This window comes from uncultured Abyssibacter sp. (genome assembly GCF_964000955.1).
In the GTDB taxonomy this organism is placed as follows: Bacteria; Pseudomonadota; Gammaproteobacteria; order Nevskiales; family OUC007; genus Abyssibacter.
This window is the reverse complement of the sequence record NZ_CAXFCL010000215.1, coordinates 1-23663: the sequence shown is the minus strand read 5'-3', so window position 1 is coordinate 23663 and position 23663 is coordinate 1. Positions and strand designations below refer to the sequence as shown.

Below are 23663 nucleotides of genomic sequence, written 5' to 3'. Positions count from 1 at the left end.
CTGGTCGACGACCCGGTCAAGCGCGTGGACAACATGACCATGGCCTGGGGCCTGGAGGCGCGGGTGCCGTTCCTGGATCACGAGCTGGTCGAGCTTGCCGCGCAGGTGCCGGCGGAGCACAAGGTACCGGGCAAGCACATCCTCAAGGAGATTGCCCGCGAGGTGATCCCGCACGAGGTGATCGACAGGCCCAAGGGCTACTTCCCGGTGCCGGCGCTCAAGTACATCCAGGGGCCGGTCAAGACCATGGTCCAGGACATCCTGTCGCAGCCGGCCGCCAGGGAGCGCGCGCTGTTCCGGCAGGACTATCTCGACACGCTGCTGGCCTCGCCGGAAGACCACATCACCCCGCTGGGCGGCTCGGAACTCTGGCAATGCGCACTGCTCGAGTTCTGGCTGCAATCGCACAAGCTGTAATTACCGTTCTCTCGGAGGCCTCCGATGTCCGAACGCAAGCGCGTTGATCACCGATTCGACCGCTCGCGCGCGCCGTCGCTGCAATGGGGCGGCCAGCGCCGTGGTCCCGACGGCGAGGTGCCGCCCGCCGGGGTCATCCTGAACTGCGGCTGGGGGCGGTTGATCTTTGCCCACACCTTCAGCGAGCTGGAGTCCGTGGCGCAGGCGCTGCGCGAGGAACGCACGGGACAGCGCGACATTGCCTTCTATATCCGCGATCCGCATGTGGTGCTGGCCTACGCACCGCAGGAACTGTTCCTCGATCCGTCGCACACCTTCCGGCTGTGGCTCAACCATGTGCCGCGGCAGCCCAGCAGTCCACGCGGGTTCACCGTGCGGCAAATGACCACATCGGCCGATGCCGAGGGAATTCTTCGGCTCTACAAGCTGCGGCACATGGTGCCGACACCGCCGGATTTTCTCTGGGACAACCGCAAGAACCGGCGGCTGGTCTATCTGGTCGCCGAGGAGGCCGGCACCGGCCGCATCATCGGTACCGCGACCGGCGTTGATCACGCGGAAAGCTTCGACGATCCGGAAAACGGCTCCAGTCTCTGGTGTCTGGCGGTGGATCCGGAGTGCCAGGTGCCGGGCGTGGGTCAGGCCATCGTGTTGCAACTGGCCGAAACCTTCCTGGCTCGCGGACGGGCCTACATGGATTTGTCCGTGCTGCACGACAACGCCCAGGCGATCGCGCTGTACGAGAAGCTCGGGTTCCAGCGGGTGCCGGTGTTCACGGTCAAGCGCAAGAACCCGATCAATCACAAGCTGTTCATCGGCCCGGACGAGGAGCAGCGGCTCAACCCCTACGCGACCATCATCACGACCGAAGCCAAGCGCCGCGGTATTCAGGTCAAGGTGCTGGATGCCGACGAGGCGTATTTCAGCCTGTCGCACGGCGGGCGCCGCATTGTCTGCCGCGAGTCGCTTTGTGATCTGACCAGCGCCATCGCGATGAGCCGCTGCGACAACAAGCGGGTCACCTCGCGGCTGCTGCGCAAGGCGGGGTTGCAGGTGCCGGTGCAGCAGGTTGCCGGCGATCCGGCCGAAAACGCGGCGTTTCTGGCCGAGCACGGGTCTGTGGTGGTCAAGCCCGCCCGCGGCGAACAGGGCGCGGGAATCGCGGTGGACGTGCGCACGCCCAAGGTGCTGCGCACGAGCGTGAAGGAGGCGCGCAAGGTCTGCGAGACGGTGCTGCTGGAGTCCTTTCACCAGGGCGATGACCTGCGCATCATCGTCATCGACCATCGCGTCGTCGCCGCGGCGTTGCGCAAGCCGCCGGTTGTTCGGGGCACGGGTCGGCACACGGTGCAGCAACTGATCGAAAAGCTGTCCCGCCGGCGCGAGGCCGCAACCGAAGGCGAAAGTCGCATTCCCATGGACGCGGAAACCCAGCGCTGCATCGAGCATGCGGGGCTGACCATGGAATCGGTGCTGGCGGAGGGCGAGTTGCTGCCAGTGCGCAAGACGGCCAATCTGCACACCGGCGGCACGTTGCACGATGTGACCGATCAGTTGTCTGCACATCTGCGGGATGTCGCCATTACCGCCAGTCGCGCCCTGGAGATTCCGGTGGTCGGACTCGATCTGCTGATCGACCGGCCGGAGGGTGAGGACTACGTCATCATCGAGGCGAACGAGCGCCCGGGTCTGGCCAATCATGAGCCCCAGCCCACGGCGCAGCGATTCGTCGATCTGCTGTTTCCCGAGACAGCGGAATCCGCGCGGCACCTGCACGCGCATCAGGCTTGAATAAAAAAGAGAACTTCGTGAAACGACTTCCCATCGACAACGATTACCTGCGCGAGCATCTGCTCAAGATGCTGGACATCGCCAGCCCCACTGGTTTCACCGACGAGATCACGACTTACGTTGGTCGCGAGTTGCAACGCCTGGGCGTGCACGTGGAACTGACCCGGCGCGGCGCGATCCGCGCGACGATCCCCGGGGACGTCAGCAGCCCGGATCGCGCGGTGGTGGTCCATCTGGACACCATCGGCGCCATGGTGCGCGCGTTCAAGGACAACGGGCGGCTGGAAGTCACGCCCATCGGTACCTGGTCGGCGCGGTTCGCCGAAGGCGCGCGCTGCTCGATTCTGCTGGATGACGGTCGGCGCCTGCGCGGCACCATTCTTCCGCTGAAGGCTTCCGGGCACACCTTCAACGACGAGGTCGACACCCAGGCGACGAGCTGGGACAACCTGGAGTTGCGCGTCGACGAGTTCGCCTACAACGAGGCCGACCTGCGCAAGCTCGGTATCCAGATCGGCAATTTCCTGTCCATCGACCCCAATCCGGAGATTTCCGACTCCGGGTTCATCAACTCGCGCCACCTGGATGACAAGGCGGGCGTGGCGGCCCTGCTCGCGGCGACGAAGGCGATCGTCGAGGCCGGTGTCCGTCCGCCGGTGGACTGCCATTTGTTGTTCACGATTTCCGAGGAGGTCGGCTACGGCGCTTCGGCCGTGCTGCATCAGGACGTTGCCGAGATGGTCACCATCGACAACGCGACGCCGGCACCGGGGCAGAATTCCAAGGAAACCGGCGTCACCATCGCGATCAAGGATCAGGTCGGGCCGTTCGACTTTCATCTGACGCGCAAGCTGATCGAGATCTGCGAGGATCACGAGGTGCGCTACCAGCGCGACGTGTTCCGCTACTACCGCTCCGACTCGGCCTCGGCGATCGAGGCCGGCAACGACATCCGCACGGCGCTGCTGTGTTTCGGGGTGGATGCCTCGCACGGCTACGAACGCACCCATCTGCACTCGTTGCGATCGCTGGCCGAACTGCTGGCGCTGTACATCCAGAGCGAGCCGACGTTCCTGCGCGACCGCGAGGAACTGGCGCCGCTGGAAGGATTTCCGGAACACTCGCTGGAGCAGGAACACATCGGGTCGGGTTGACGCCGTCCCGCTGAACGGCGAAAACACCGGTCCGTCTTCAGCAAGGACCGAGCCGCGTGATCATCAAGATAGAAATCGACGTCAAGCCGGAAGAGCTGCGCTCGTTCCTGGGATTGCCCGATGTGGTCGGCATCCAGGAGGACATCATCAAATACGTGCGTGACCGGATGAGTTCGGCGGAAGGATTCGATCCGACCACCTTCGTGCGGGAAAACGTGGAGCGCGGCGGCCGTGCCTGGCAGCGGGTGCTGGCGACCGCATTCGCCCGGGCCGCGGATGACATCGACCCGGAAACCGATCCGGAGCCGCCGCGTCGGCGGACGCGCCGCAAGAGTTCGAAAAAGCCGGACTCCGACGCCTAGAGCTTCCCTAGCGGCGTTCGCGGGCGCGCTCAGTCCCGGGCGGGTTTCCGGCCGCCAGGCAACGAGTCGCGAAGCCGGTCACCCAGTTCGCGGCTTGCGCGCAGAAACTTGGAGATGGTGTGCTGGCGTTCGGTTCGCGTGCGCTGGAAACGTCGGGTCGACTCGGGGATAAGGTCGATTTGCCGGGCGACCATGTCGGCCGCGTTCTCGCTGGAGCGCAACACATCCAGACGCTCACGAAAGGCGCTCCGGTGTCCGAGCATCGCGTCGACCTCGACCCAGAACAGCTCAGCGACGGTGCCGAAGACCACGTGACCTGCGTCACTGACGATGGAGGTCAGGACTTTCACTCGTCTTGGCATTGGGATTTTCATCCCTGTACCTCTGCTCAGAAACACGAAAGGGGAGCGTCTGGCTCCCCTTTCGTAGAACGGAATACCGAACATTCCGTGTTCGATCCAATCGGGAATCCCGATTTACGCGCTCGGCGTCGTCTTGGGGGCCGTCTTCTTGGCCGTGGACGTCGTGCGCTTGGTCGTGGTCTTCGCCGTGGAGGCCGTCGACTTGCTCGCCGCGGTCTTCTTGGCGGGAGCCTTCTTCGCGGCCGGGGCCTTCTTGGCCGTGCTGGTGGCACGCTTCTTCGGGGCCGGCTTCTTCAGGCCCAGCTGAACCTGAATGGTGTCAAAGCCTTTTTCGAAGACCTTCTCCAGGTCGGTGCGAGCTTTGGTGACGACCTTCACGGAGTCCGAGTAAGCGGTGACGATGCGGTCCTTGCCGTTCGGCACGAACTCGGCGGGCTTGTTGGCCACGGCCTTCACACCGGCCTTCTTGGCCTTTTCGAAGCTGGTCAGTGCCGCTTCGTAAAGGTCCTTGGCAGCTGCGGATTCGGTCTTGGCCAGCGTCTGCATGCTGCCCACGAAAATGCCGTTGGCCTTCTTGGCAACCTCCACGGAGGTCTTGAACACGTCCTGCGCCTGGCCGGCATACGTTTCGGCCTTGCCTTTCACGTCATTGATGACGACTTGAATTTCCACTGTTGAATTCCTCCTGGGAGCGACTACGGCGCAAATGCTGCTCTGCAACAAATGCTGCACCGCATCATAGGGGCGAGCCCGGAGAGTGTCAACGTGTTGCACTGCAACATTTTCGCCGTTCGTCGGAAGGCGATCCTGGGCAGCATCGGGTTCGCCCGGGCCCGATGAGGCGACAGCCCCGGCCGTGGTCGACCCTCTGGATGCTTCGACGACAACCGCTGGCGAATGTTCAGTGGTTGACCGGTGCGGCGTCGCACCCGCGAAGGCGCTCGCTATACTCGTGCCAGATCAATCTTCCGTTGGACCCTTCATGACGCAATCAGCCCCCGCTGGCGGCAAGACCTTTTTCGGTCATCCGCGCGGCCTCGCCATCCTGTTCTTCACGGAGATGTGGGAGCGCTTTTCCTACTACGGGATGCGGGGGCTGCTAATCCTTTATCTGACCCAGCACTTCCTGTTCTCGGACGAACGCTCGGCATTGCTGTACGGCGCCTACACGGCGCTGGTGTACGTGATGACCATCATCGGCGGGACGCTCGCCGACCGCTACCTGGGGCAGCGCAAGGCGGTGACCTACGGGGCGATTCTGCTGGTGCTGGGCCATTTCGGCATGGCCTTCGAGGGTGCCGGCTCCAGGGAGATCCTGACCTACCAGGGCCAGGAGTATCAGGTCACGCTGGACGGGCGGGGCGGCGATGCGTCGCAGATCATCATCGCGGATTCCGGCCAGTCGCTGATCCGCTTCGAGGACAACGCGACACGGATGGTGATCGACCAGCCCGCGGCGGTCGGATTGCCGGCCAGCATCGCGGTTGCGGACTACACGACCCGCATCGAGCAGCAGCCTCTGTACGTCAATATCCTTTACCTGTCGCTGGCCCTGATCATTGCCGGGGTCGGTTATCTCAAGGCGAACATCTCCACGATCGTCGGCTCGCTCTACTCGCTGGAGGACAAGCGACGGGATTCGGGCTTCACGATCTTCTACATGGGGATCAACCTGGGCTCATTCCTGTCGGCGATTCTCTGCGGCTATCTCGGCATCGCCTACGGCTGGAAGTACGGCTTCGGTCTCGCCGGACTCGGCATGCTCGCCGGGCTGGGCGTGTTTCTCTGGGGGCAGAAGTGGCTCGAGGGTCGTGCCGAGCCGCCCGATCCCGCCAAGCTGCGCGAACGCGTGTTCGGGCCGGTGACGGTGGAGATGGCCTGCTACGGGGTCGGGCTGGTGATCATCGCCGTGTCCATGTTGCTGGTGATGAAGTCCCATCTGATCCCCGACTGGTTCGTCGGCGCGCTGGGGATCGCCATCGTGATCGCGTTCATCGCCTACGCGGTGTTCAAGCTGGAGGGCGATGAACGTCCTCGGATGCTGGCGGCCCTGTACTTCATCCTCGCGCAGATTCCGTTCTGGGCACTGTTCGAGCAGGCCGGTTCCTCGCTGAACCTTTTCACTGACCGGCTGGTCGACCGGACGATGTTCGGCTGGTCCGTGCCCGCGCCGGTGTTCCAGTTTCTCAACGCCGGCTACATCGTGATCTTCGCGCCGATCATCGCGTGGATGTGGACGGCGCTGGCCCGTCGCGGCCGCGAACCGTCGGCGCCGCTCAAGTTTTCGTTCGGGGTGTTCGGTGTCGGCCTCGGTTTTCTCGCGCTGGTGGCGGGCATGAAGGCAGGCGGGCCGACCGGCCTGACCGCGGTGTACTACATCTTCCTGATCTACTGGATCCACACCATGGCGGAGCTGATGCTCTCGCCGGTGGGTCTGTCGACCGTGACCAAGCTGGCGCCGGCCCGCGTGGTCGGCCTGAGCATGGGCGCATGGTTTCTTTATTCGGGCCTGTCCAACTATCTCGCCGGCGTCATCGCACGCTCGACCGGCGCGGAAACCATCGGTGGCCAGCTGACGAATGTTGCCGCTGCCAAGGCGACTTATGCCGAGGTCTACACCAACGTGGCCTATGTGGCGATGGCGATCGCCGTGGTCATGTTGCTGCTGGTGCCGGTGATCAAGCGGATGATGCGGCTCGACACGCTCAAGGGTGATCCGGCCGCGGATGTCGGCAATGTCGAGGGCCACGGCATGAACCGGCACGAGCGGTTCGAGACCTGATGCCTGCATTGCCGAGCACTCGCTGGTAGCGTCGCTGTCACACGGGTCGCGCCCGCCCGCCCGCGAAGGAACTGGCATGCCTGAAAACCTGCTCGAACGCCTGCGCCAGGAGCTCTGGCGGTCCATCGATCCGGCCTGGCCGATGTGGCGGCGATCACTGCTGCGACTCGCGCAGTTGCTGGCGGCAGTGGGCCGCGAACTGTCCCGCGGCGAGCTGTCGATGCGGGCGATGAGTCTGGTCTACACGACGCTGCTGTCGCTGGTGCCCTTGCTGGCGCTGTCGTTTTCCGTGCTCAAGGCGCTGGGCGTTCACAACTCCATGGAGCCCGTACTGTTGCGGGTGCTGGCGCCGCTGGGCGACAAGGCCGGGGAGATCACCGAGACGGTGATCGGCTTCGTCGAGAACGTCCGCGTCGGTGTGCTGGGGTCGCTGGGTATCGCGATGCTGTTCTACACCGCGATCTCGATGCTGCAAAAGGTCGAGGGCAGCTTCAATCGCATCTGGCGCATCGAGCGGTCCAGGCCGCTGGCGCAGCGATTCGGCGAGTACATGTCGGTACTGATCGTCGGGCCGGTGCTGGTGTTCTCGGCCGTGGGCGTCACCGCATCGGCGTCCAGCAACGCCATTCTGGTGCACCTGTCCCACATCGAGCCCCTGGGCACGATCATCCACTTCGCCGCCCGTTTCGTGCCGTATCTGCTGGTCATCGCGGCGTTCACGTTCATGTACAGCTTCGTCCCCAACACCCGGGTGCGTCTGCTGCCGGCGCTGGGCGGGGGCGTGCTGTCCGGTCTGCTGTGGGAGAGCGCCAGCCTCGCGTTCGCGGAGTTCGCGACCACGGTGCCCAGCTACAACGCGGTTTACTCCAGTTTCGCGATCCTGCTGTTCCTGCTGATCTGGCTCTACGTTGGCTGGCTGATTCTGCTCGTGGGCTGCCAGCTCGCCTTCCTGTTGCAGTATCCGAACTACGTGCGTCCCAGCCCGACCGGAAGCTTCGTGGGCAACCGCACGCGAGAGCATCTGGCGTTGCAGATCATGGGGATCATCGCGCACCGGTTCGCATCCGGCGAACCGCCGCTGCCGGTCAGTGAACTGGCGAACGAGACCGGCGAGCGTCCGGAGGCCGTGTACTCGGTCGTCGACCGCCTGCTGGCCGCGAGGGTGCTGGTCGAGGTCGAGTCGCCCTGGATGGGGTTGCTGCCAGCGCGGGATCTGGACGCCTTGCCGCTGTCGGACATCATCGAGACGGTGCGTTCCGACCGGGCCGACGAACCGGACACGCAGGAACACCAGCCCATTCAGGGCCCGGTGCGGCGGGAGATCCGCCACTACGAGGCCGCGATCCGCGAGGCGCTGGGCGACCGGACCATTCGTGACCTGGTGACCCGCCGACGCGACTAGGACAGCGGGGCCGAAGGGCCAAGGGGCCTGTCAACCCGACATGGGTGGCCGATTCCGGTGTTCATTGTTTCGTCCAGCAAGGTGGAAAGAGCGCCGCATGCCACACCGGATTGACAGGCCCTACTACCAGCAGCGGAACGCGAATCGGGCGGGACCGGCGATGCGCCGAGCGTCGTCGCGCAGCCCGGCCTGGCAGGCGGCGTAGACCGCCAGTTCACGCGAGCGGTCGATGTCGAACTCCAGTGCATCCACGAAGTGCTGCATGGCCATGCGCGGCTCGCGCCGCGCCAGCGAGCCCACCCCCCGATGGAACGCGCGCAGGCCGCGCTCGGCATCGGTGCCGACGACCAGCGAGTCCATCGCCGCGATCCGCTGTTCATTCCAGCCGCTGCCCAGCCCCCACAGCACCGGCGTGATCAGGTCGGTGGGCAGCAACCCATCGATGAGCGCGATTGGCGCGTCGTGGACGAATCCGTTGAGGATCGGCTGCCAGTCCCACAGTTCAGCCACCGACTGCATCTGATCCGGATTCAGCACGGCGGCGACCCAGCTCGAATCGAAAAAGCGTCGGCGGGCCTCCGACGGCGCGGCCCAGTCGGCGTAGGCCAGCAGTTCGTCGGCGTCCGGTCCACGCAGGCGCAGCCGTCCGGGGTGTGTGTCGGTCAGCGGCGCCGCGGAACCGATCCAGGCCCGGATCTGATCGGCATCCGCCAGAAAGCCCGTCCACAGCATGGCCGGGGATTCCACGCCCGTGCGCCGCAACTGGTAGAGCGACGAGCGCTGGTCCCAGATCGCCGCATGCCAGTCCGGCGTCGCGGGCGGGCCGATCAGAATCCAGTTGTAGTGGCTGCCGGCGGCCAGCAGGCAGTGCTCGAAGACATCGCAGAACGCGGCGGCGATGGATCTGGCGGAGGCCGGCGACAGCTGGTCGACCGGCAGCCAGTAGGTCGCGACCCCGGTATCCGACAGGCGTTGGCGCATCAGCCGGAAATAGTCGCGGGTGTAGAGATTGACGATGCTCGCCATGCGTGGGGGCGGAGGCTCGCCGGTGATCAGGTCGTACTCGCCTTGCGTGGATGCCAGGAAGAAGCGTCCGTCGGTCACATGCAGGCGCGCGCGCTCATCATCGACCGGGTCCAGATTGTGGATGCGGTCGGCCAGTTCGAAGGTCTCCGGCGAGATATCGACAATGTCCAGCGACGCCACCCGGTTGTCGGACAGCAGCGCCTTGGCCGTGGTGCCCAGTCCATAGGAGATCAGCAACGCGCTCGCGGGTTGTTGCTGCAGAGCCAGCGGCCACCAGGCGAACAGCGACATGTACCGTTCCGAGTCACGCGCCGTGCTGCTCATCGAGTAGCGATTGGTCACCAGCCGCCAGCTGTCCGGTTCACCGAGAAAATCGCTGCGCAGCAGTTGGAGGGTCTCGTTGCGGCCATGCGCCACCGCGACCCGGTCGCTGTCGTCCAGCGCCAGATAGGGTTGTGCCGCCGCGGTGACCTGCGCGTCGACGAGCATCGGCACCGTGCGCAACCCCATCGCGACCACGGCCAACGCCAGCACGGGGGGCAGCCATTGCAGTCGGGGCAGCTCGCAGGCGACGGCGAACAGCACCAGCACGGCGAGACCGATCATCAGCGCGACGGCCAGCGGCGCCGGCCCCAGTGCCGGCAGCCACCAGCTCCCGGCGAGCCCCGCGCCCAGCGCGGCGCCCGCCGCATTCGCGGCCAGCAATTGCGCGGTGGCGGTGCCGGGGTGCAGCTCGGACTGGCGGATGCGCTCGGCGATCAGTGTGAGGAGGGCACCGGAGCACACACTCACCGGTATGAACAGGCCTGGCAGCGCCAATCCCCAGCGAGCCAGCGGGTGGCCGAGATGGGCGCCGAAGGCGGCCAGGCCGATGCCGCAGAGCCAGGCCGCGCAGGCGGCCGCGGTGAGCAGGCCGATATTGCGCGCGGCAGCGGGCGCGCGCTCCGTCCACAGCGCGGCCAGGCGGCTGCCCGCGGCCAGGCCCAGCAGCACGCAGGCGACGCCCAGCGTCAGGGAGCGCGTCGTGCCGGCGGTTTGCAGGCTGATCAGTCGAAATCCGACGACCTCGATCGCGAGCATGGCGGCGCCAATACCGGCCGTGACCACCAGCAACGGCCACGGTGCGATCCGTCGCGTCATCTCGCCGGCTGTTTGCGTGGCGTCACGCAGCGGCCAGGCCAGCGCCGCTGACGCCAGCACCAGGGTGAGCGCGACGATCGAGGCGGCCGGCAGTCCGGCCAGCGGGATCAGCAGCCACTCTCCGACCAGCAGGCCGAGGACGCCACCCAGCGTGTTCGCGGCGTAGAGCCGGCCGAGCAGCGGCCCCAGCGCCGGCGTGTCGCCCCAGGCGCAGATCAGCAGCGGCAGGCCGATGCCCATGGCCATCGCCGGCAGCAGCAGGACGCCCACGCTCAGCCAGAAGCGAAGGGTCTGCAACAGCACCGGTTGGTCGAGCAGGGGGCCCAGCCAGGTGGCGATGGTCGTCTCGCCGCGGCTCAGCAACAGGATGACGGCCAGGCCGAGGATCGCGACCAGGCTTTCGGTGCCGACGAATACCCGCACCGGATGGCGAATGCGGCGGGTCAGCCAGAGGCTTAGCAGGGCGCCGAGCGCGAGTCCCAGCATGAAGGCGGCAAGCGTGGCGGCGCCGGCGCGCACGGTATTGCCCAGCGCCCAGCCGAGCTGCCGGAACCAGATGGCTTCCAGCAGCAGCGCACCGGCGCCGGAGCACAGCAGTGCGACCTGCAGCCTGGAGCGCGCATGGCGGGTTGCGGTGGCGAGTGATGTGTCAGACAAACTGCGGAATCCCAGCGAGGGCAACAGCCCGCTCATCCGTCGATGGCGGCTGCGTGTTCGTCGTCCCCCGGGCGGACGAACCCCTAAAGAATCAGCATTCGTGGCGCCGAAAGCAATCGGCGCTGTGATCGTTGACCAACCCCGCCGCCTGCATGTGCGCGTAGACGATGGTACTGCCGACGAACTTGAATCCGCGCTTTTTCAGATCCTTGGACAGGGCATCGGACTCCGGGCTGGTCGATCGGTAGTCCTGATGACGTTTCGGGGGCGGCGGGACCGGAGCCCCGTCGACGAACCGCCAGATGTAGTCGCAGAAGCTGCCGAACTCCGCCTGCACCTCGAGAAAGCGGGCCGCGTTGTTGATCGCGGCGCGAACCTTCAGTTTGTTGCGGATGATGCCCGGGTCCGCCAGCAACCGGACCTCGTCATCGGAATCGAAGGTGGCGACCGTCGCCGGGTCGAAGTCCGCGAATGCCCGTCGGTAGTTGTCGCGCTTGCGCAGCACGGTGTACCAGGAGAGACCGGCCTGGGCCGCCTCCAGCGTCAGGAACTCGAACTGCCGTCGATCGTCGTGGACCGGTACGCCCCATTCGGTGTCGTGATAGGCCACATAGTCGGGCTTGCTCAGGTCCACCCAGGGACAGCGGGGGCGATCATCCATGTCGTGCGGCCTCATCGACGAAAGTTGGCAAATCCTTGCCACTTGAACGATAGTTCTGCAAGCGATTTCGGATCGAACGCGTTGTCAACGTGGCGTCATGTCGGACCTATAGCGTTGACCCGATCGATTCGAACGAATGCTCACCCAGCGCTGCCGAGGGCCGGTTTGCAGGCCCGACAGGAGATCGAACGGTGAACGACGTGCACATTCATCCACTGATTCTGAAGCTGGATGTCGGCGGGATCCCGCTCGACTGGGTGCATTGGGAGTACGCCGCGACGCTCTACTGCAACGAGAAGGTCGCCTGGGAAGGTGGTGGCGAACGCATTCGCATCCAGGGTGGCATCAATCGGGCCACCGGCCGTCGTTCCTTTCTCGAGCTGGACACGATCATCGCGGTCAACGACAGCCGCGGCGGCCGCCTGATGTCGCTGGTGCCGCCGTTGACCAACCGGGCGTTGTTCCAGCGTGACGGCCACATCTGCCTGTACTGCGGCCAGCGGTTCCGCCATTCCGAACTGACCCGTGACCACGTCGTCCCGACCTCGCGTGGCGGGCCGGACGACTGGACCAACTGCGTTACCGCCTGCGGGTCCTGCAATCGCCACAAGAGCAACCGGACGCCGGAGGAGGCGGGGCAGCCGTTGCTGGCCGTGCCCTATGCGCCGAACCGGGCGGAATATCTGATTCTGTCCAACCGGCGCATCCTCGGCGATCAGCAGGCGTTTCTCGATCAGTTCGTGACCAAGCGGGATCGCGGGGGCGTGCTCGCCGCCTGATGGCCTAGTCGGTGTCGGCGATCGCCTGCACCAGCACCCACGGTTTGACGACGACGGTCCAGACGCTGGCGTCCTGTTCGATCCATTCCAGTGCCTGCGCGTCACTGACCGGTCCGAAGTGCTGCTCCGTGATCAGCGCTTCGACGGCTGCCTTGTCGTCGATCGCGATGCGCGCGGCCACGTCGACCAGATCGATGCCTGCCGCGACCGCGAAGGCCTGCCCCGTGGCGAAGAACCGTTGCAGATCGGACCACGGCATCTTGGCGGTTTGCGTGGCGAGTTCCGCCCGCATGTCCTCGAGGTTCATGGCGTCGCCTGCCGGGGACGCAATGCGGCGGGACCCTCGTCCAGCACCGCCTGCAGCAGTGGCGCCAGCAGCCGCGCGGCGATCTGATCCTGCAACGTGGCGGGTGTGTCCAGTCCGACGCGGCGGAGCAGGCCGAGAACCGCTTCGCCGGGACGGCCCGCACGCCAGGCGCGCATCGCCAATGCGAGGGGATGTTGCTCCGCCTTCATCCGGCTGAGCCGGGACAGTGCGACCGCGAGGATCTCCTCCTCCTCCGTCCAGTCTGTGGGCAGCGGGAAATGCGGCAGCGCGCCGCTGCGCCGCGCCGGCCCCAGTTGTTGCGCCAGCGCTTCCGGCGTGTTGCGACGGTAGGCGTTCGGGATCGCGTAGTCGGCCTCGATCTTGCCGGCCGCCTTCGCCCGGGCCAGCAACTCCGCCTGGAACCGCGAGTCGGTGATGTTCAGCAGCCGCGCGATGATGTCCCGGTCGGTGGCGCCGCGCAGGTCGGCAACGCCGTATTCGGTGATAACGATGTCGCGCAGATGACGGGGAATGGTCGTGTGCGCGTACTCCCAGACGATGTTGGACTCCGCGTCCTTGCCGTCGCCGCGCACCGCCTTGATCAGCAGGATGGAGCGGCCGTCGTCCAGCGCGTGGGCCTGGGCGACGAAGTTGTATTGCCCGCCGACACCGGACAGCACGCGATGGTTGTCCAGCGCATCCGACACCACGGCGCCGGTCAGCATGCACTTGAGCCCGGTGTTGATGAAGCGCGCGCGGCCGCGTTGCAGCCGGTCCAGGCTCTCGGTGCCGTGCAACTGGTTGATCCGGCCCACCGTGGTCATGTGGAAGCGGCGCCGCTCGGTCAGCGACATGGTGGAAAGACGATCGTAGAAGCAGCGCGGGCCGAGGAAGAAACCGCCGTGCAGCACCTGGGTGATGTCGTCCTCGCGCACGGGTTCGCCGGCATTGAGCGCGGTCTGGCGGTCCAGGTCGTCGATGACCTCACGCTTGAGCACGCCGGCGTCGTAAAGCGCCATGAAGCCGTCCACGAACATTTCGGTGGCGCCGTACAGGCCGGTGTCGAATGGGGTGTCGCCGCCGATGGTTTTGGCCAGCGGCGTCAGCTCGCCGACCAGTGAACGCCAGGTCGCGTTGTCCCGATGCCGCAACGTCAGCGCGTGCGCCACCGTGTCGCCCAGCGCGCCGATCCCGAGCTGGATGGTGCCGCCATCCGGGACCAGGGTGCTGGCGTGCAGGCCGATGGCGTGGTCGGCCAGCGTAACCGGCTGCTTGGGTACGGCGAACAGGCTGCGCGGCCGCGTTTCGCGTCGGATCAGTACGTCGAAATCGTCGCAGGGGCGTTCGCTGTCGCCGGGCATGTACGGCAGTTCGGCGTGGGCCTCGCCGATCACGGCGATCGGCCGGCGCTCCCGCGCCGCGGGCACCACGTCCAGGCTCACATCCGGATTGCAGCTCAGGCTGACGCGTTCGACGCTCGGGTCCGGATGGGGCGCGACCAGTTGCGCGAAAACATTCGCGCCAGCGTCGAGCATGTCGCGGGCGACGAAGGTGTAGTTGGTGCTGATGTAGTTCTGCTGCGCGTTGGCGTTGCCGAGCTGGGAGCCGGCCTGGAAGAAGAATTCGCGGACCGTCACGTTGTCGGGCAGCGCGCCACGATCGCGGTCGATCAGATAAAGCAGATCCTCGTAGCCGTCCATCACGCGATCGAACATCGGGTCGATGAACCGGCCCGCGATCCCCGCGGCCCTCGGACGGTTCAGTGACAGCGCGGTGAAGATCGTCAGCGTCAGTGTCGGGTCCGCCTTGGCGCGGGAATAAAGCGCGTTGGTGAAGCCGACCGGCTTGCCCAGCCCCAGCGGAATACCGAGCACGAGGGTGTTGCCCACGCGTTCGATGACGGCGTTGATGGCGGCCTCGTAGTCGGCCGTGGTCAGCAGGGTCATGAGGTGGTGCGCGTGGACGGGGGAGGAATGATAGTCGCTGTGTCCGCGCTATGCTTCGGGTTTGCGCAACAAGGGCTGGGGATCGGGGTGATCACTGTAATGCGGCGGGCCGCACTTGGCTGGGCGATGTCCGCGATCTGCTTTGGTAGCCAGGCGCTGGCGGCCGGCACCGTGTCCGAATGCACGCAGGAGGCGCTGGAGAGCGCCATCGAGGGGGGCGGGGCGGTCGACTTTGCCTGCGGCCCGTCCATCACGCTGACCAGTGCGCTGAATTTTCAGAACATCGAGGTCAGCATCGATGGCCTTACCGACGACGGCAACATCACGCTGATTGCCGATGGTGAAACCCGGCTGGTCACCATCGAAGGGACCGCCACGGTCACGCTGGGCAACCTGGTGCTGAGCGGTGGCAGCAGCACCCAGGGCGGCGCGGTGCGCAACTTCGGCACATTGACGCTCAGCGGCGTGGAGATTCTCGACAGCACCTCGTCCACCGTGGGTGGCGGCATCCAGAACGGTGGCGTCCTGATCGCCTCCGACGTCCGGTTCGAGGGCAACACCGCCGAGTCGGTCGGCGGCGGGCTCTACAACGCCGGTCTGGCCACGCTGACCCGCGTGTCCCTGATCGGCAATACCGTTGGCGGCGTCGGCGGAGCGATTGACAGCGTGGGCCGACTCACGTTGGTGAACGCGACGGTGGCTGGCAACGTCGGTGGTGGGCAGGGCGCCATCCGGTTGAGTGGAAGCAACGCCAGCGGCAGCCTGCTGTCCCACGTCACCATCACCGACAACCGTCTGACCGACGAGGCGTCCAATGCCGCGGCCGGGCTGGTGGTGGGATCGGACAGCGCGGTGTCCGTGCTCAACACGGTGATCGCCGGTAACGGTATGGGCGGGCAGTGCAACATCATCGGCACGCTCGCCGCGGTGGACGGAAGCGTCGCCAGCGACGCGAGCTGCACGGGTTTCACGGTTGCCGACGTGGACGCCATCAATCTGGGCGAGGCCGTGGACCAGGTCGGGCTGGGAAGCGGTCTACAGACGGTTTATCCGCCGGCGCTGCCGACGGTGCTGCTTGACGCCGCCGCGGACGATGTCTGCGGTGACGACGCGGTGGGCGGGGTGGATCAGCTCGGCCAGACGCGTCCCCTGGCCGAGGCCTGCGATGTCGGCGCGGTGGAACTGGACGTGAACCGGCCCGTGGTCGACCTGAACGGCAGCGCCGGTGGCCGCAACGTGGCCGCCAGTTATGCCGAAACCGCCGAAGCGGTGGTAGTCGCTCCGGCCGTCACGGTGACCGGTGGCGATCTGGAGCTGTTGCAGCGCGCCGAGGTGGTGCTGACGGAGCTGAACGATCCCGGCGCAGAGACGCTGGCGGTGGATGTTGGCGCCACCGCGCTGACCGCGGCGTACGACGCACAGAGCGGCGTGATGACGCTGACCGGCGAGGCGGCCCCGGAGGACTACGCGGCCGTCCTGGCGACGCTGAGCTATCGCTACGACGGCGAGATTCTTGGCGACACCACCCGCGTGTTGTCGGTCCGGGTGTTCGGCGCCACGCTGGACTCCTCCGCCAGTCGCGTCACGCTGACGCTGCAACCGATCAACGATGCGCCGGTTGCCGGCAATGACGCCTATGCGGTTTCGGCCGACGCGGTGTTCATCGTCGACGCGCCGGGGCTGCTGGCGAACGATTCGGATGCGGACCAGCAGACGCTGCGTGCCTCAGGACCTTCGACCAGCCCGGGTGGCGCGTCGCTGGTGATCTCCGGCAACGGCCGGATGGTTTACGACCCCGTGACCGCCTACCTCGGGTTGGCCGAGGGTGTCGTGGTCGAGGATGTGTTCACCTACTTCGTGGCGGACACCGAGGGCGCCAGCGCCGAAGGTGAAGTGGTCATGACCGTCACCGGCGTCAACGATCCGCCGGTCGCGAACAACGACCGCTTCAGTCTCACCGAGGACGGCATCGTCAGCAGTCCGGCGCCCGGCGTGCTGGCCAATGATTCCGACCCGGACAGCGGCGACAGCCTGCAACTGGTCAGCGCGGATGCGACGACTTCCTCCGGCTTGCCGGTGACCGTCGGTAGCGATGGTTCGGTTGCGTTCGACCCCACCGGGTCCGCGGCGGTGCAGGGTCTTCGCCAGGGGCAGGTTCAGATCGAGACTCTGCAATACACGATTGCCGATTCGGCGGGGTCGCAGGCCAGCGCGGAACTGCGCTTCGACATCCAGGGGCGCAATGACGCGCCGGTCGCGGTGGCGCTGGGGCAGGAGCATGTATTCGTGGACGAGGCCGCCGTGGTCGCGGTGGGCGCGGCATTCAGCGATGCCGATGCCGGCGACACGCTGACCTTCACCACCTCGGGTCTGCCGTCGTCGCTGTCGCTGGGCACGATCAACGGCCAGATCACCGGCACGCCGTCGGAGGCCGACATTGGCCGCTACATGATCAACATCGTCGCCACCGACACCGCCGGGGCGTCGGCCAGCACCCCGCTGGTGCTCATCGTCGAGCGTGTGGGCAATGACGCGCCCTATGTCGTCGACGCGCCCGAGGATCAGGAGCTGGACGAGGGGGAGGCCTTCTCGCTGACGCTCGGCGAGGTGTTCGAGGACCCGGACGGCGACACGCTCAGTTTCGCCGTCACCGGCCTGCCGGAAGGGCTGGAATTCTCCGGCGACGCGGTGACCGGCGCCCCGGCCTTCCAGAGCGCCGGCAGCTACGTGGTCGAGCTGACCGCGACCGATCCGTCCGGCGCCTCCACCGATGTCGCGTTCACGCTGACCGTCACCGAGCCGGAGCGGGACGTGGCCGTATCGGTGACGCCCGCGGCGTCGATCGTCGAGCCGGAAACCCCGTTCACCTGGACGGTCGAGGTCTCCAACCCCGGCGATGCCACCGCGGGCGGCGCCGTGATCCTGCAGGTGTCTGGCGCCGGGCTGTCCGTTGACGTGCCGACCGGTTGCAGCCGCAGTGTCGGCGTGCAGACCGTGACGCTGGACTGTGATGTCGGCGCGATCCAGTCCGGTGGCGCGCAGCAGATCGAGGTGGTCACCGAAGCCGATCGGGCGGGGGGTGTCTGGTTGCAGGCACGCGCCGGCGATCTGACCACCGACCTCAATCCGGAGGACAACCTCGCCTCGAACGGCGTGATCGTGACCGAACTGCTGGCGGAGGTGCCCGGCGTCGAGTTCGCGGTGAGCGGCGGCACACGACTGGCGGTGCTGGACGCCGACGGCGACGGCAGCCCCGATGTGGCCGTCGGCAGTGAGGCTGGCTCACCGACCCGGATTTATCGGCAGCAGGCCTCGGACGACTACGAGCTGGACGGTTCGCTGGGCGATGTCGGCGAGGTCGCGGGCCTGATCGCGGGAGAGTTCGACGGGCTCACCGGCGAGGACTTGCTGGTCGTGAACGCCTCTGGCGGTCACGCGCTGTACGTCAACGATGGCAGCGGTGCCTTCGTCCTGTCGGCGGCCGCGTTCACCGGTACCGAGGGTCTGGATGCGCTGGGCGCGGACCTGGACGAGGACGGTGTCGGTGACGTGCTGATGCTCCATGCCGATGCGGTGCCGGAGGTGCTGTTCACCGAGGGCGAGGACGGCTTCTTCACCGTGTTGCTGGAGCCGGCGGACGCGATCTCCATTGGCCTCGCCGACATCGATGGCGACGGCCGGCCGGAGCCGGTGTTCGGCCTCGCCGACGGGGACGTGTTCCAGCCGACCATCGGCCGGCGCAGCTTCGGCCCCCGTGTCGCGCTGCCCACCGCTGGTGTAACCCACTGGGCCGGCGGCGATCTGGACGGCGATGGTGACGGCGATCTTCTGGCGGCCGTGCCCGAGACGCTGGACGATGTGTTCGTCGCGCCGGAGCTGAGGATGCTGCGCGCCCTGTCACGCAACGCCATGGAAATCGGCACGCGCGCCGACATCGGGGTCACGCGCCGGCTCGTCATGGCGGACATCGACCGGGACGGCGACCTGGATGTGGTCAGCGCCAGCCCGAATGGCGTGGTCCAGTTGCTGGTCAATGACGGCGGCGGGCGTCTGCGGCCGCATGACACGGCCATCGATGCCGATGCCGTGGACATGGCGCTGGCCGACATGGACGGCGATGGCGACACCGATCTGGTGTTGCTGCTGGCCGAACAGGGCGCGGTACAGATCTGGTTCAACCAGGGCGACCTGGTGTTTTCCGACACCGTCGGCTCGCCCCGGTCGCTGCACGACGATGACGGTAGTGGCGCGCTGGGGCTGTGGGCGCTGCTGCTGCTTGTTGGTGCCGCGGTCTGGCGTCGAGCTCGCGTCTGCGTGGACTAGTCGATCAGCGACACGGTCAGCCGGCAAAGACAGGTGGGCTTGCCGGCTTCGTTGCGCAGCGTGATCTGCCAGACGTGAATGCGACGGCCCTCGTGCGCGAGCACGGCCTCGCCTGTCACCGTCGTGCCCTTGGGTGCCGGACGCACGTGGTTGGCGTTGACCTCCAGGCCGACCGCGCGCTTTCCGGTCTCGCCGGCGATCAGCGCCGAGCCGATCGAGCCCAGCGTTTCCGCCAGCACCACGCTCGCTCCGCCGTGCAGAATGCCGTAGGGCTGCACGTTCTTTTCCGTGACCGGCATGGTCCCGACGATGCGGCCGCGTTCGGCTTCGATCACCTCGACGCCGAGCACTTCGTTGATGGTGCCGATCGAGGTTTTCCGCAGGGCATCGAGCGAGTAGTCTGGCGCGTCATTCACGTGTGCTGCTCCGTTCCGGGGCGGATAGGGGAGTGGAATGATTGCACTGATTGCCGGTCTCGTCGTGTTCCTGGGTGTTCATCTGGTGCCCACGCGGCCCGCGCTGCGGGTGGGTTTGCAGGGTCGATTCGGCGAACTGGGCTACAAGGGGCTGTTCTCCGTCGTGGCCGCGATCGGCCTGGTGCTAATCATCTGGGGCAAGGCCGAGGCGCCGTTCGTCGCGATCTGGCAGCCCCCGGTGTGGACGCGGCACATCCCGCTGGCGCTGATGCCCATCGCGTTGATCCTGCTGGTTGCCGCCTACGTTCCGAACAACCTGCGCCGGGTCGTCAAGCATCCGATGCTTGCCGCGGTGAAGCTGTGGGCGCTGGTGCATCTGCTCGCCAACGGTGATCTGGCGTCCATGCTGCTGTTCGCGGCCTTCCTCGCGTTTGCCGTCTACGACGTGATCTCGGTGAAAAAGCGCGGCACGGCGCCGGCGCGCGGCAAGGTCAATCCGCTGCTGGACGTGGTCACCGTGGTGGTTGGTCTGGTGGCCTATGTCGGTTTGATGCATGCCCACGGTCACCTGTTCGGGGTGCCCGTGATCGGCTGACCCCGCCGGGTCGGTTTCGACCCGCCGGTGGGCGAGCCGGTACAATCGCGGCCCTTTGATTTCCAGCTCGACCCATGGGCACGCCAGCCAATCTGCGTGCGGAAGCCGACAAGCGCCGCACCTTCGCCATCATCTCGCACCCCGATGCGGGCAAGACCACCGTCACCGAAAAGCTGCTGCTGTTCGGCGGCGCGATCCAGCTTGCCGGTACGGTCAAGGGGCGCAAGGCCGCGCGCCATGCGACCTCGGACTGGATGAAGATGGAGCAGGAGCGCGGCATCTCCATCACCACGTCGGTCATGCAGTTCCCCTACCGCGACTGCATGATGAACCTGTTGGACACGCCGGGGCACGAGGACTTTTCCGAAGACACCTACCGCACGCTGACGGCGGTGGACTCCGCGCTGATGGTCATCGATTCGGCCAAGGGCGTCGAGGCGCGCACGATCAAGCTGATGGAGGTCTGTCGCATGCGGACCACGCCCATCATCACCTTCATCAACAAGCTGGATCGCGACGGCCGCGAGCCGATGGAACTGCTCGACGAGGTCGAGGACGTGCTCAAGATCGCCTGCGCGCCGGTGACCTGGCCGCTGGGCATGGGGCGCGACTTCGCCGGTGTTTACCACCTGCTGGAAGACCGCTTCTATCTCTATGACGGGCCCAAGGAGCGGATCAGCGACATCGAGACCGTCGACGGTCTGCACGCGGATGGCATGGCCGAACGTTTTGGACCGATCTACCAGACGCTGCTGGAGGAGATCGAGCTGGTGAAGGAGGCCGGTCACGGTTTTGATCTGGAGCTTTATCGCGCCGGCGAACTGACGCCGGTGTTCTTCGGTGCCGCGATCTCCAACTTCGGCGTGCGCGAGCTGCTCAATGGTTTCGCCGACTGGGCGCCGCCGCCGCTGCCGCGCGAAGCCACGGTGGGTGATGCCGATCCGCAATCGGTTGAGCCGACCCACGGTGAGCTGACCGGCTTCGTGTTCAAGATTCAGGCGAACATGGACCCGCGCCACCGCGACCGCATCGCGTTCATGCGGGTGTGCTCGGGCAAGTACACGCCGGGCATGCAGCTGCATTCCGTGCGTCAGGGCAAGGCGGTGCGCATTTCCGACGCCGTGACGTTCATGGCCTCGGACCGTGGCGCCGCCCGCGAGGCCTGGCCCGGCGACATCATCGGTCTGCACAACCACGGCACCATCTCCATCGGCGATTCGTTCTCGGAAGGCACGGCGATGGTCTATTCCGGCGTGCCGAACTTCGCGCCGGAGCTGTTCCAGCGCGTGGTGCTGGCCGATCCGCTCAAGGCCAAGGCGTTGAACAAAGGCCTGGATCAGCTCTGCGAGGAGGGGGCGACGCAGGTGTTCCGTCCCAAGAGCAACAACGACGTGATTCTGGGCGCGGTCGGCGTGCTGCAGTTCGATGTCGTGCGCCAGCGGCTGGCCGATGAATACGGCGTCAACTGCAAGTACGATCAGGCGCCTGTGGCGACCGCTCGGTGGGTCAGTTCGGATGATCCGTCGAAACTGAAAGACTTCCTTAACAAGAATGTGTCTAGAATCGCAGTGGATCATGCGGGTGCACATGTCTATCTGGCGAATTCCCGCGTGAATCTTCAACTCACGGAAGAGCGGTGGCCCGACATCCGGTTTGCATCGACCCGCGAACACGGAACGAACTGATCCGTATCTCCTCGGGTCGTACTGGTCGGGCGAGGCACCAAACTTGCCTGTCCTCTGATGACGGGGACTGAAGGTGCGTGGCGCGCTGCAACCCGGCAGCGGCCAGGGACAAACAAACGACGAGACTCATGGCTGAACTGACGTACGACAAGAAATTCACGCCCTCCAGCGTGGGCGCGATGCTGGGCTTCTTCGGTGTGCACATCGCGGCGCTGGGGGCCTTCTTCACCGGCGTGTCGACCGCCGACATCGTGGTCTGCGTGACCCTGTACTGGGTGCGCATCTTCGCGATCGGAGCCGGCTACCACCGCTACTTCTCCCACCGCTCGTTCAAGACCGGGCGCGTGTTCCAGTTCATCCTCGGCTTTCTGGCGCAGTCCACCGCGCAGTCGGGGCTGATCTGGTGGGCCTCCAAGCATCGCGATCACCATCGCTATTCCGACACGCCCAAGGACATGCACAGCCCTCGGCAGTACGGGTTCTGGTTCTCCCACATGGGCTGGATCTGGAACAACGAGGCCCAGGAAGCCAACTACGACAACGTGCAGGATCTGACGCGGTATCCGGAACTGGTGTGGCTGGACAACAACCGCTTCCTGCCGGCGATCATTCTCGGGATCGCGGTGTTCGTGCTGTTCGGCTGGTCCGGCCTGTGGTTTGGTTTCTTCTTCTCCACCGTGCTGGTGTACCACTCGACGTTCACCATCAATTCGCTGTCGCACGTGTGGGGCAAGCAGCGCTATCTCACCGGTGACGACTCGCGGAACAACCCCGTGCTCGCGGTCCTGACCATGGGCGAGGGCTGGCACAACAACCACCACTACTTCATGTCCAGCACCCGTCAGGGCTTCCGCTGGTACGAATGGGACCCGACCTACTACATCCTCAAGATGCTGTCCTGGGTCGGGGTTGTCTGGGATCTGAAGGAGCCGCCTCGGCACGTGCTGGCGGGCGAGCGCAAGCTGTCGTCCGAACTCAAGGATCGCGTGGCCGCCCAGCTCGCCGCGACGTTCTGCGCCGACACGCTGACCGACAGCGTTCGCGCCCGGCTGACCCGCAGCGGCGTGGCCGTTGACGAGTTCAAGCGCAATCTGGCGGCCCGCATCGATCGCGGTCGTGACGCCATCCAGCACTTCGAACTGCCGGAACTGCCGGAGCTGCCGTCGGTGGACGAGGTCCGGGCGCGGGCCCACAAGATGTTCGCGCGGTCACCGTCCATGGACGACATCGTGCTGCGGGCCCGGCTGATGCTGAGCGAGGCCGTCTCCACGCGCCTGGCGACGCCCGCCTAGCGCCAAAACCGGCCGGGAGCGGCTGTGCTCCCGGCCCGTTCATGATCACGAAACACTTGCGGCGATGCAGCACTTGCGCATCGCCGTGAGGTGTATGCTGCGGGCATGGATTCACACGCCGCCTCAGCCGCAAGTACCCAGCTGCGCAAGCGCCTGGGCTTCGGCCGTCAGTCCGGTTCCAGGGGTGAGGACGCCGTAGTGCGCGATCAGTTGCTGGTCGTCGACGACGAGGCGGCTGATCGCCTGCTGATCCGGCGGATACTCGCCGACGGCGCAACGGTGGGTCTGGAACTGATCGAGGCCGAGACCGCGCAGGATGCCGTCGAGCAGCTGCGCGGTGGTCGCATCGCCTGCATGCTGATCGATCACATGCTGCCCGACATGACCGGGCTGGACTTGCTCAGCATGCTCGCCAACATCGAGCCGGTCGGGCTGGTGCTCATCTCCGGTGTCATGGATGTCCCGCTGTCACGTGACGCCATCCGGCTGGGCGCCCATGACGTGCTGCCCAAGGACGATCTCGATACCTCCCGGCTGTCGCTGTCCATCCATGCCGCCATCGGCAG

General features: G+C 66.2%; 19 protein-coding genes. 12 read left to right on the top strand and 7 right to left on the bottom strand.

Annotation, left to right across the window (positions count from 1 at the left end):
- The 4 genes from ABNS06_RS10555 to ABNS06_RS10540 all read left to right on the top strand — a co-directional run.
- On the top strand, nucleotides 1–417 hold a 417-nt coding region (locus tag ABNS06_RS10555), incomplete at its 5' end, for an asparagine synthase-related protein (protein ID WP_348674527.1).
- A 24-nt stretch (nucleotides 418–441) separates the two neighbouring features.
- The gene (ngg, locus tag ABNS06_RS10550; RefSeq protein ID WP_348674525.1) at nucleotides 442–2208 is read left to right on the top strand and encodes an N-acetylglutaminylglutamine synthetase; all 1767 of its coding nucleotides are present in this window, start codon (nucleotides 442–444) and stop codon (nucleotides 2206–2208) included.
- A 17-nt stretch (nucleotides 2209–2225) separates the two neighbouring features.
- Nucleotides 2226–3362, top strand: a complete 1137-nt coding sequence (locus ABNS06_RS10545) for an osmoprotectant NAGGN system M42 family peptidase (protein ID WP_348674524.1) — start codon at nucleotides 2226–2228, stop codon at nucleotides 3360–3362.
- 56 nt (nucleotides 3363–3418) lie between these two features.
- The gene (locus ABNS06_RS10540; RefSeq protein WP_348674522.1) at nucleotides 3419–3724 is read left to right on the top strand and encodes a DUF6489 family protein; all 306 of its coding nucleotides are present in this window, start codon (nucleotides 3419–3421) and stop codon (nucleotides 3722–3724) included.
- 29 nt (nucleotides 3725–3753) lie between these two features.
- Here ABNS06_RS10540 and ABNS06_RS10535 read toward each other — a convergent pair whose 3' ends face one another.
- Both ABNS06_RS10535 and ABNS06_RS10530 read right to left on the bottom strand, forming a co-directional pair.
- Complete coding sequence (locus tag ABNS06_RS10535; RefSeq protein WP_348674520.1) at nucleotides 3754–4074, bottom strand: hypothetical protein; 321 nt, start codon at nucleotides 4072–4074, stop codon at nucleotides 3754–3756.
- 126 nt (nucleotides 4075–4200) lie between these two features.
- The gene (locus ABNS06_RS10530) at nucleotides 4201–4758 is read right to left on the bottom strand and encodes a phasin family protein (protein ID WP_348674519.1); all 558 of its coding nucleotides are present in this window, start codon (nucleotides 4756–4758) and stop codon (nucleotides 4201–4203) included.
- Nucleotides 4759–5068: 310 nt separating this feature from the next.
- On the opposite strand from ABNS06_RS10530, the gene ABNS06_RS10525 reads away from it, so the two are divergent.
- A complete protein-coding gene (locus ABNS06_RS10525; protein WP_348674517.1) occupies nucleotides 5069–6868 on the top strand; it encodes an oligopeptide:H+ symporter in 1800 nt (599 codons plus the stop codon).
- 76 nt (nucleotides 6869–6944) lie between these two features.
- Nucleotides 6945–8270, top strand: a complete 1326-nt coding sequence (locus tag ABNS06_RS10520) for a YihY/virulence factor BrkB family protein (RefSeq protein ID WP_348674515.1) — start codon at nucleotides 6945–6947, stop codon at nucleotides 8268–8270.
- 123 nt (nucleotides 8271–8393) lie between these two features.
- Here the strand turns inward: ABNS06_RS10520 and ABNS06_RS10515 are convergent, their stop codons facing one another.
- Together ABNS06_RS10515 and ABNS06_RS10510 are read right to left on the bottom strand one after the other, a co-directional pair.
- Nucleotides 8394–11093 (bottom strand): fused MFS/spermidine synthase, encoded by a 2700-nt coding sequence (locus ABNS06_RS10515; RefSeq protein WP_348674513.1) that lies wholly within the window; start codon nucleotides 11091–11093, stop codon nucleotides 8394–8396.
- 91 nt (nucleotides 11094–11184) lie between these two features.
- Nucleotides 11185–11754: a DNA-3-methyladenine glycosylase I gene (locus ABNS06_RS10510; RefSeq protein WP_348674511.1), complete on the bottom strand. Its 570-nt coding sequence runs from the start codon at nucleotides 11752–11754 to the stop codon at nucleotides 11185–11187.
- Nucleotides 11755–11945: 191 nt separating this feature from the next.
- Between ABNS06_RS10510 and ABNS06_RS10505 the strand changes: the two genes are divergently transcribed.
- Nucleotides 11946–12533 (top strand): HNH endonuclease, encoded by a 588-nt coding sequence (locus ABNS06_RS10505; RefSeq protein WP_348674509.1) that lies wholly within the window; start codon nucleotides 11946–11948, stop codon nucleotides 12531–12533.
- A gap of 4 nt (nucleotides 12534–12537) precedes the next feature.
- Here ABNS06_RS10505 and ABNS06_RS10500 read toward each other — a convergent pair whose 3' ends face one another.
- Nucleotides 12538–12840: a DUF2288 domain-containing protein gene (locus tag ABNS06_RS10500; protein WP_348674507.1), complete on the bottom strand. Its 303-nt coding sequence runs from the start codon at nucleotides 12838–12840 to the stop codon at nucleotides 12538–12540.
- Nucleotides 12837–14786, bottom strand: coding sequence for an acetyl-CoA hydrolase/transferase C-terminal domain-containing protein (locus ABNS06_RS10495; protein WP_348674505.1), 1950 nt, complete (start codon nucleotides 14784–14786; stop codon nucleotides 12837–12839). The genes ABNS06_RS10500 and ABNS06_RS10495 overlap by 4 nt, the downstream gene beginning before the upstream one ends.
- Before the next feature lie 99 nt (nucleotides 14787–14885).
- Here ABNS06_RS10495 and ABNS06_RS10490 point away from each other — a divergent pair, with 99 nt between their 5' ends.
- Nucleotides 14886–19109: an Ig-like domain-containing protein gene (locus ABNS06_RS10490; RefSeq protein WP_348674504.1), complete on the top strand. Its 4224-nt coding sequence runs from the start codon at nucleotides 14886–14888 to the stop codon at nucleotides 19107–19109.
- On the opposite strand, the gene ABNS06_RS10485 is transcribed toward ABNS06_RS10490, so the two are convergent.
- Nucleotides 19106–19525, bottom strand: a complete 420-nt coding sequence (locus ABNS06_RS10485) for a hotdog fold thioesterase (protein ID WP_348674502.1) — start codon at nucleotides 19523–19525, stop codon at nucleotides 19106–19108. The two genes, ABNS06_RS10490 and ABNS06_RS10485, sit on opposite strands and share 4 nt — an antisense overlap.
- A 37-nt stretch (nucleotides 19526–19562) precedes the next feature.
- Here ABNS06_RS10485 and ABNS06_RS10480 point away from each other — a divergent pair, with 37 nt between their 5' ends.
- The 4 genes from ABNS06_RS10480 to ABNS06_RS10465 form a co-directional block, all read left to right on the top strand.
- Complete coding sequence (locus ABNS06_RS10480; protein ID WP_348674501.1) at nucleotides 19563–20120, top strand: NnrU family protein; 558 nt, start codon at nucleotides 19563–19565, stop codon at nucleotides 20118–20120.
- A 74-nt stretch (nucleotides 20121–20194) separates the two neighbouring features.
- Nucleotides 20195–21805 carry a peptide chain release factor 3 gene (locus ABNS06_RS10475; RefSeq protein WP_348674499.1) on the top strand — a complete coding sequence of 537 codons (1611 nt, stop codon included), beginning with the start codon at nucleotides 20195–20197 and terminating at the stop codon, nucleotides 21803–21805.
- 128 nt (nucleotides 21806–21933) lie between these two features.
- A complete protein-coding gene (locus ABNS06_RS10470; protein ID WP_348674498.1) occupies nucleotides 21934–23097 on the top strand; it encodes an acyl-CoA desaturase in 1164 nt (387 codons plus the stop codon).
- Nucleotides 23098–23202: 105 nt separating this feature from the next.
- Nucleotides 23203–23663, top strand: a 461-nt coding sequence (locus ABNS06_RS10465; RefSeq protein WP_348674496.1) for a response regulator, incomplete at its 3' end; no start/stop codon positions are given.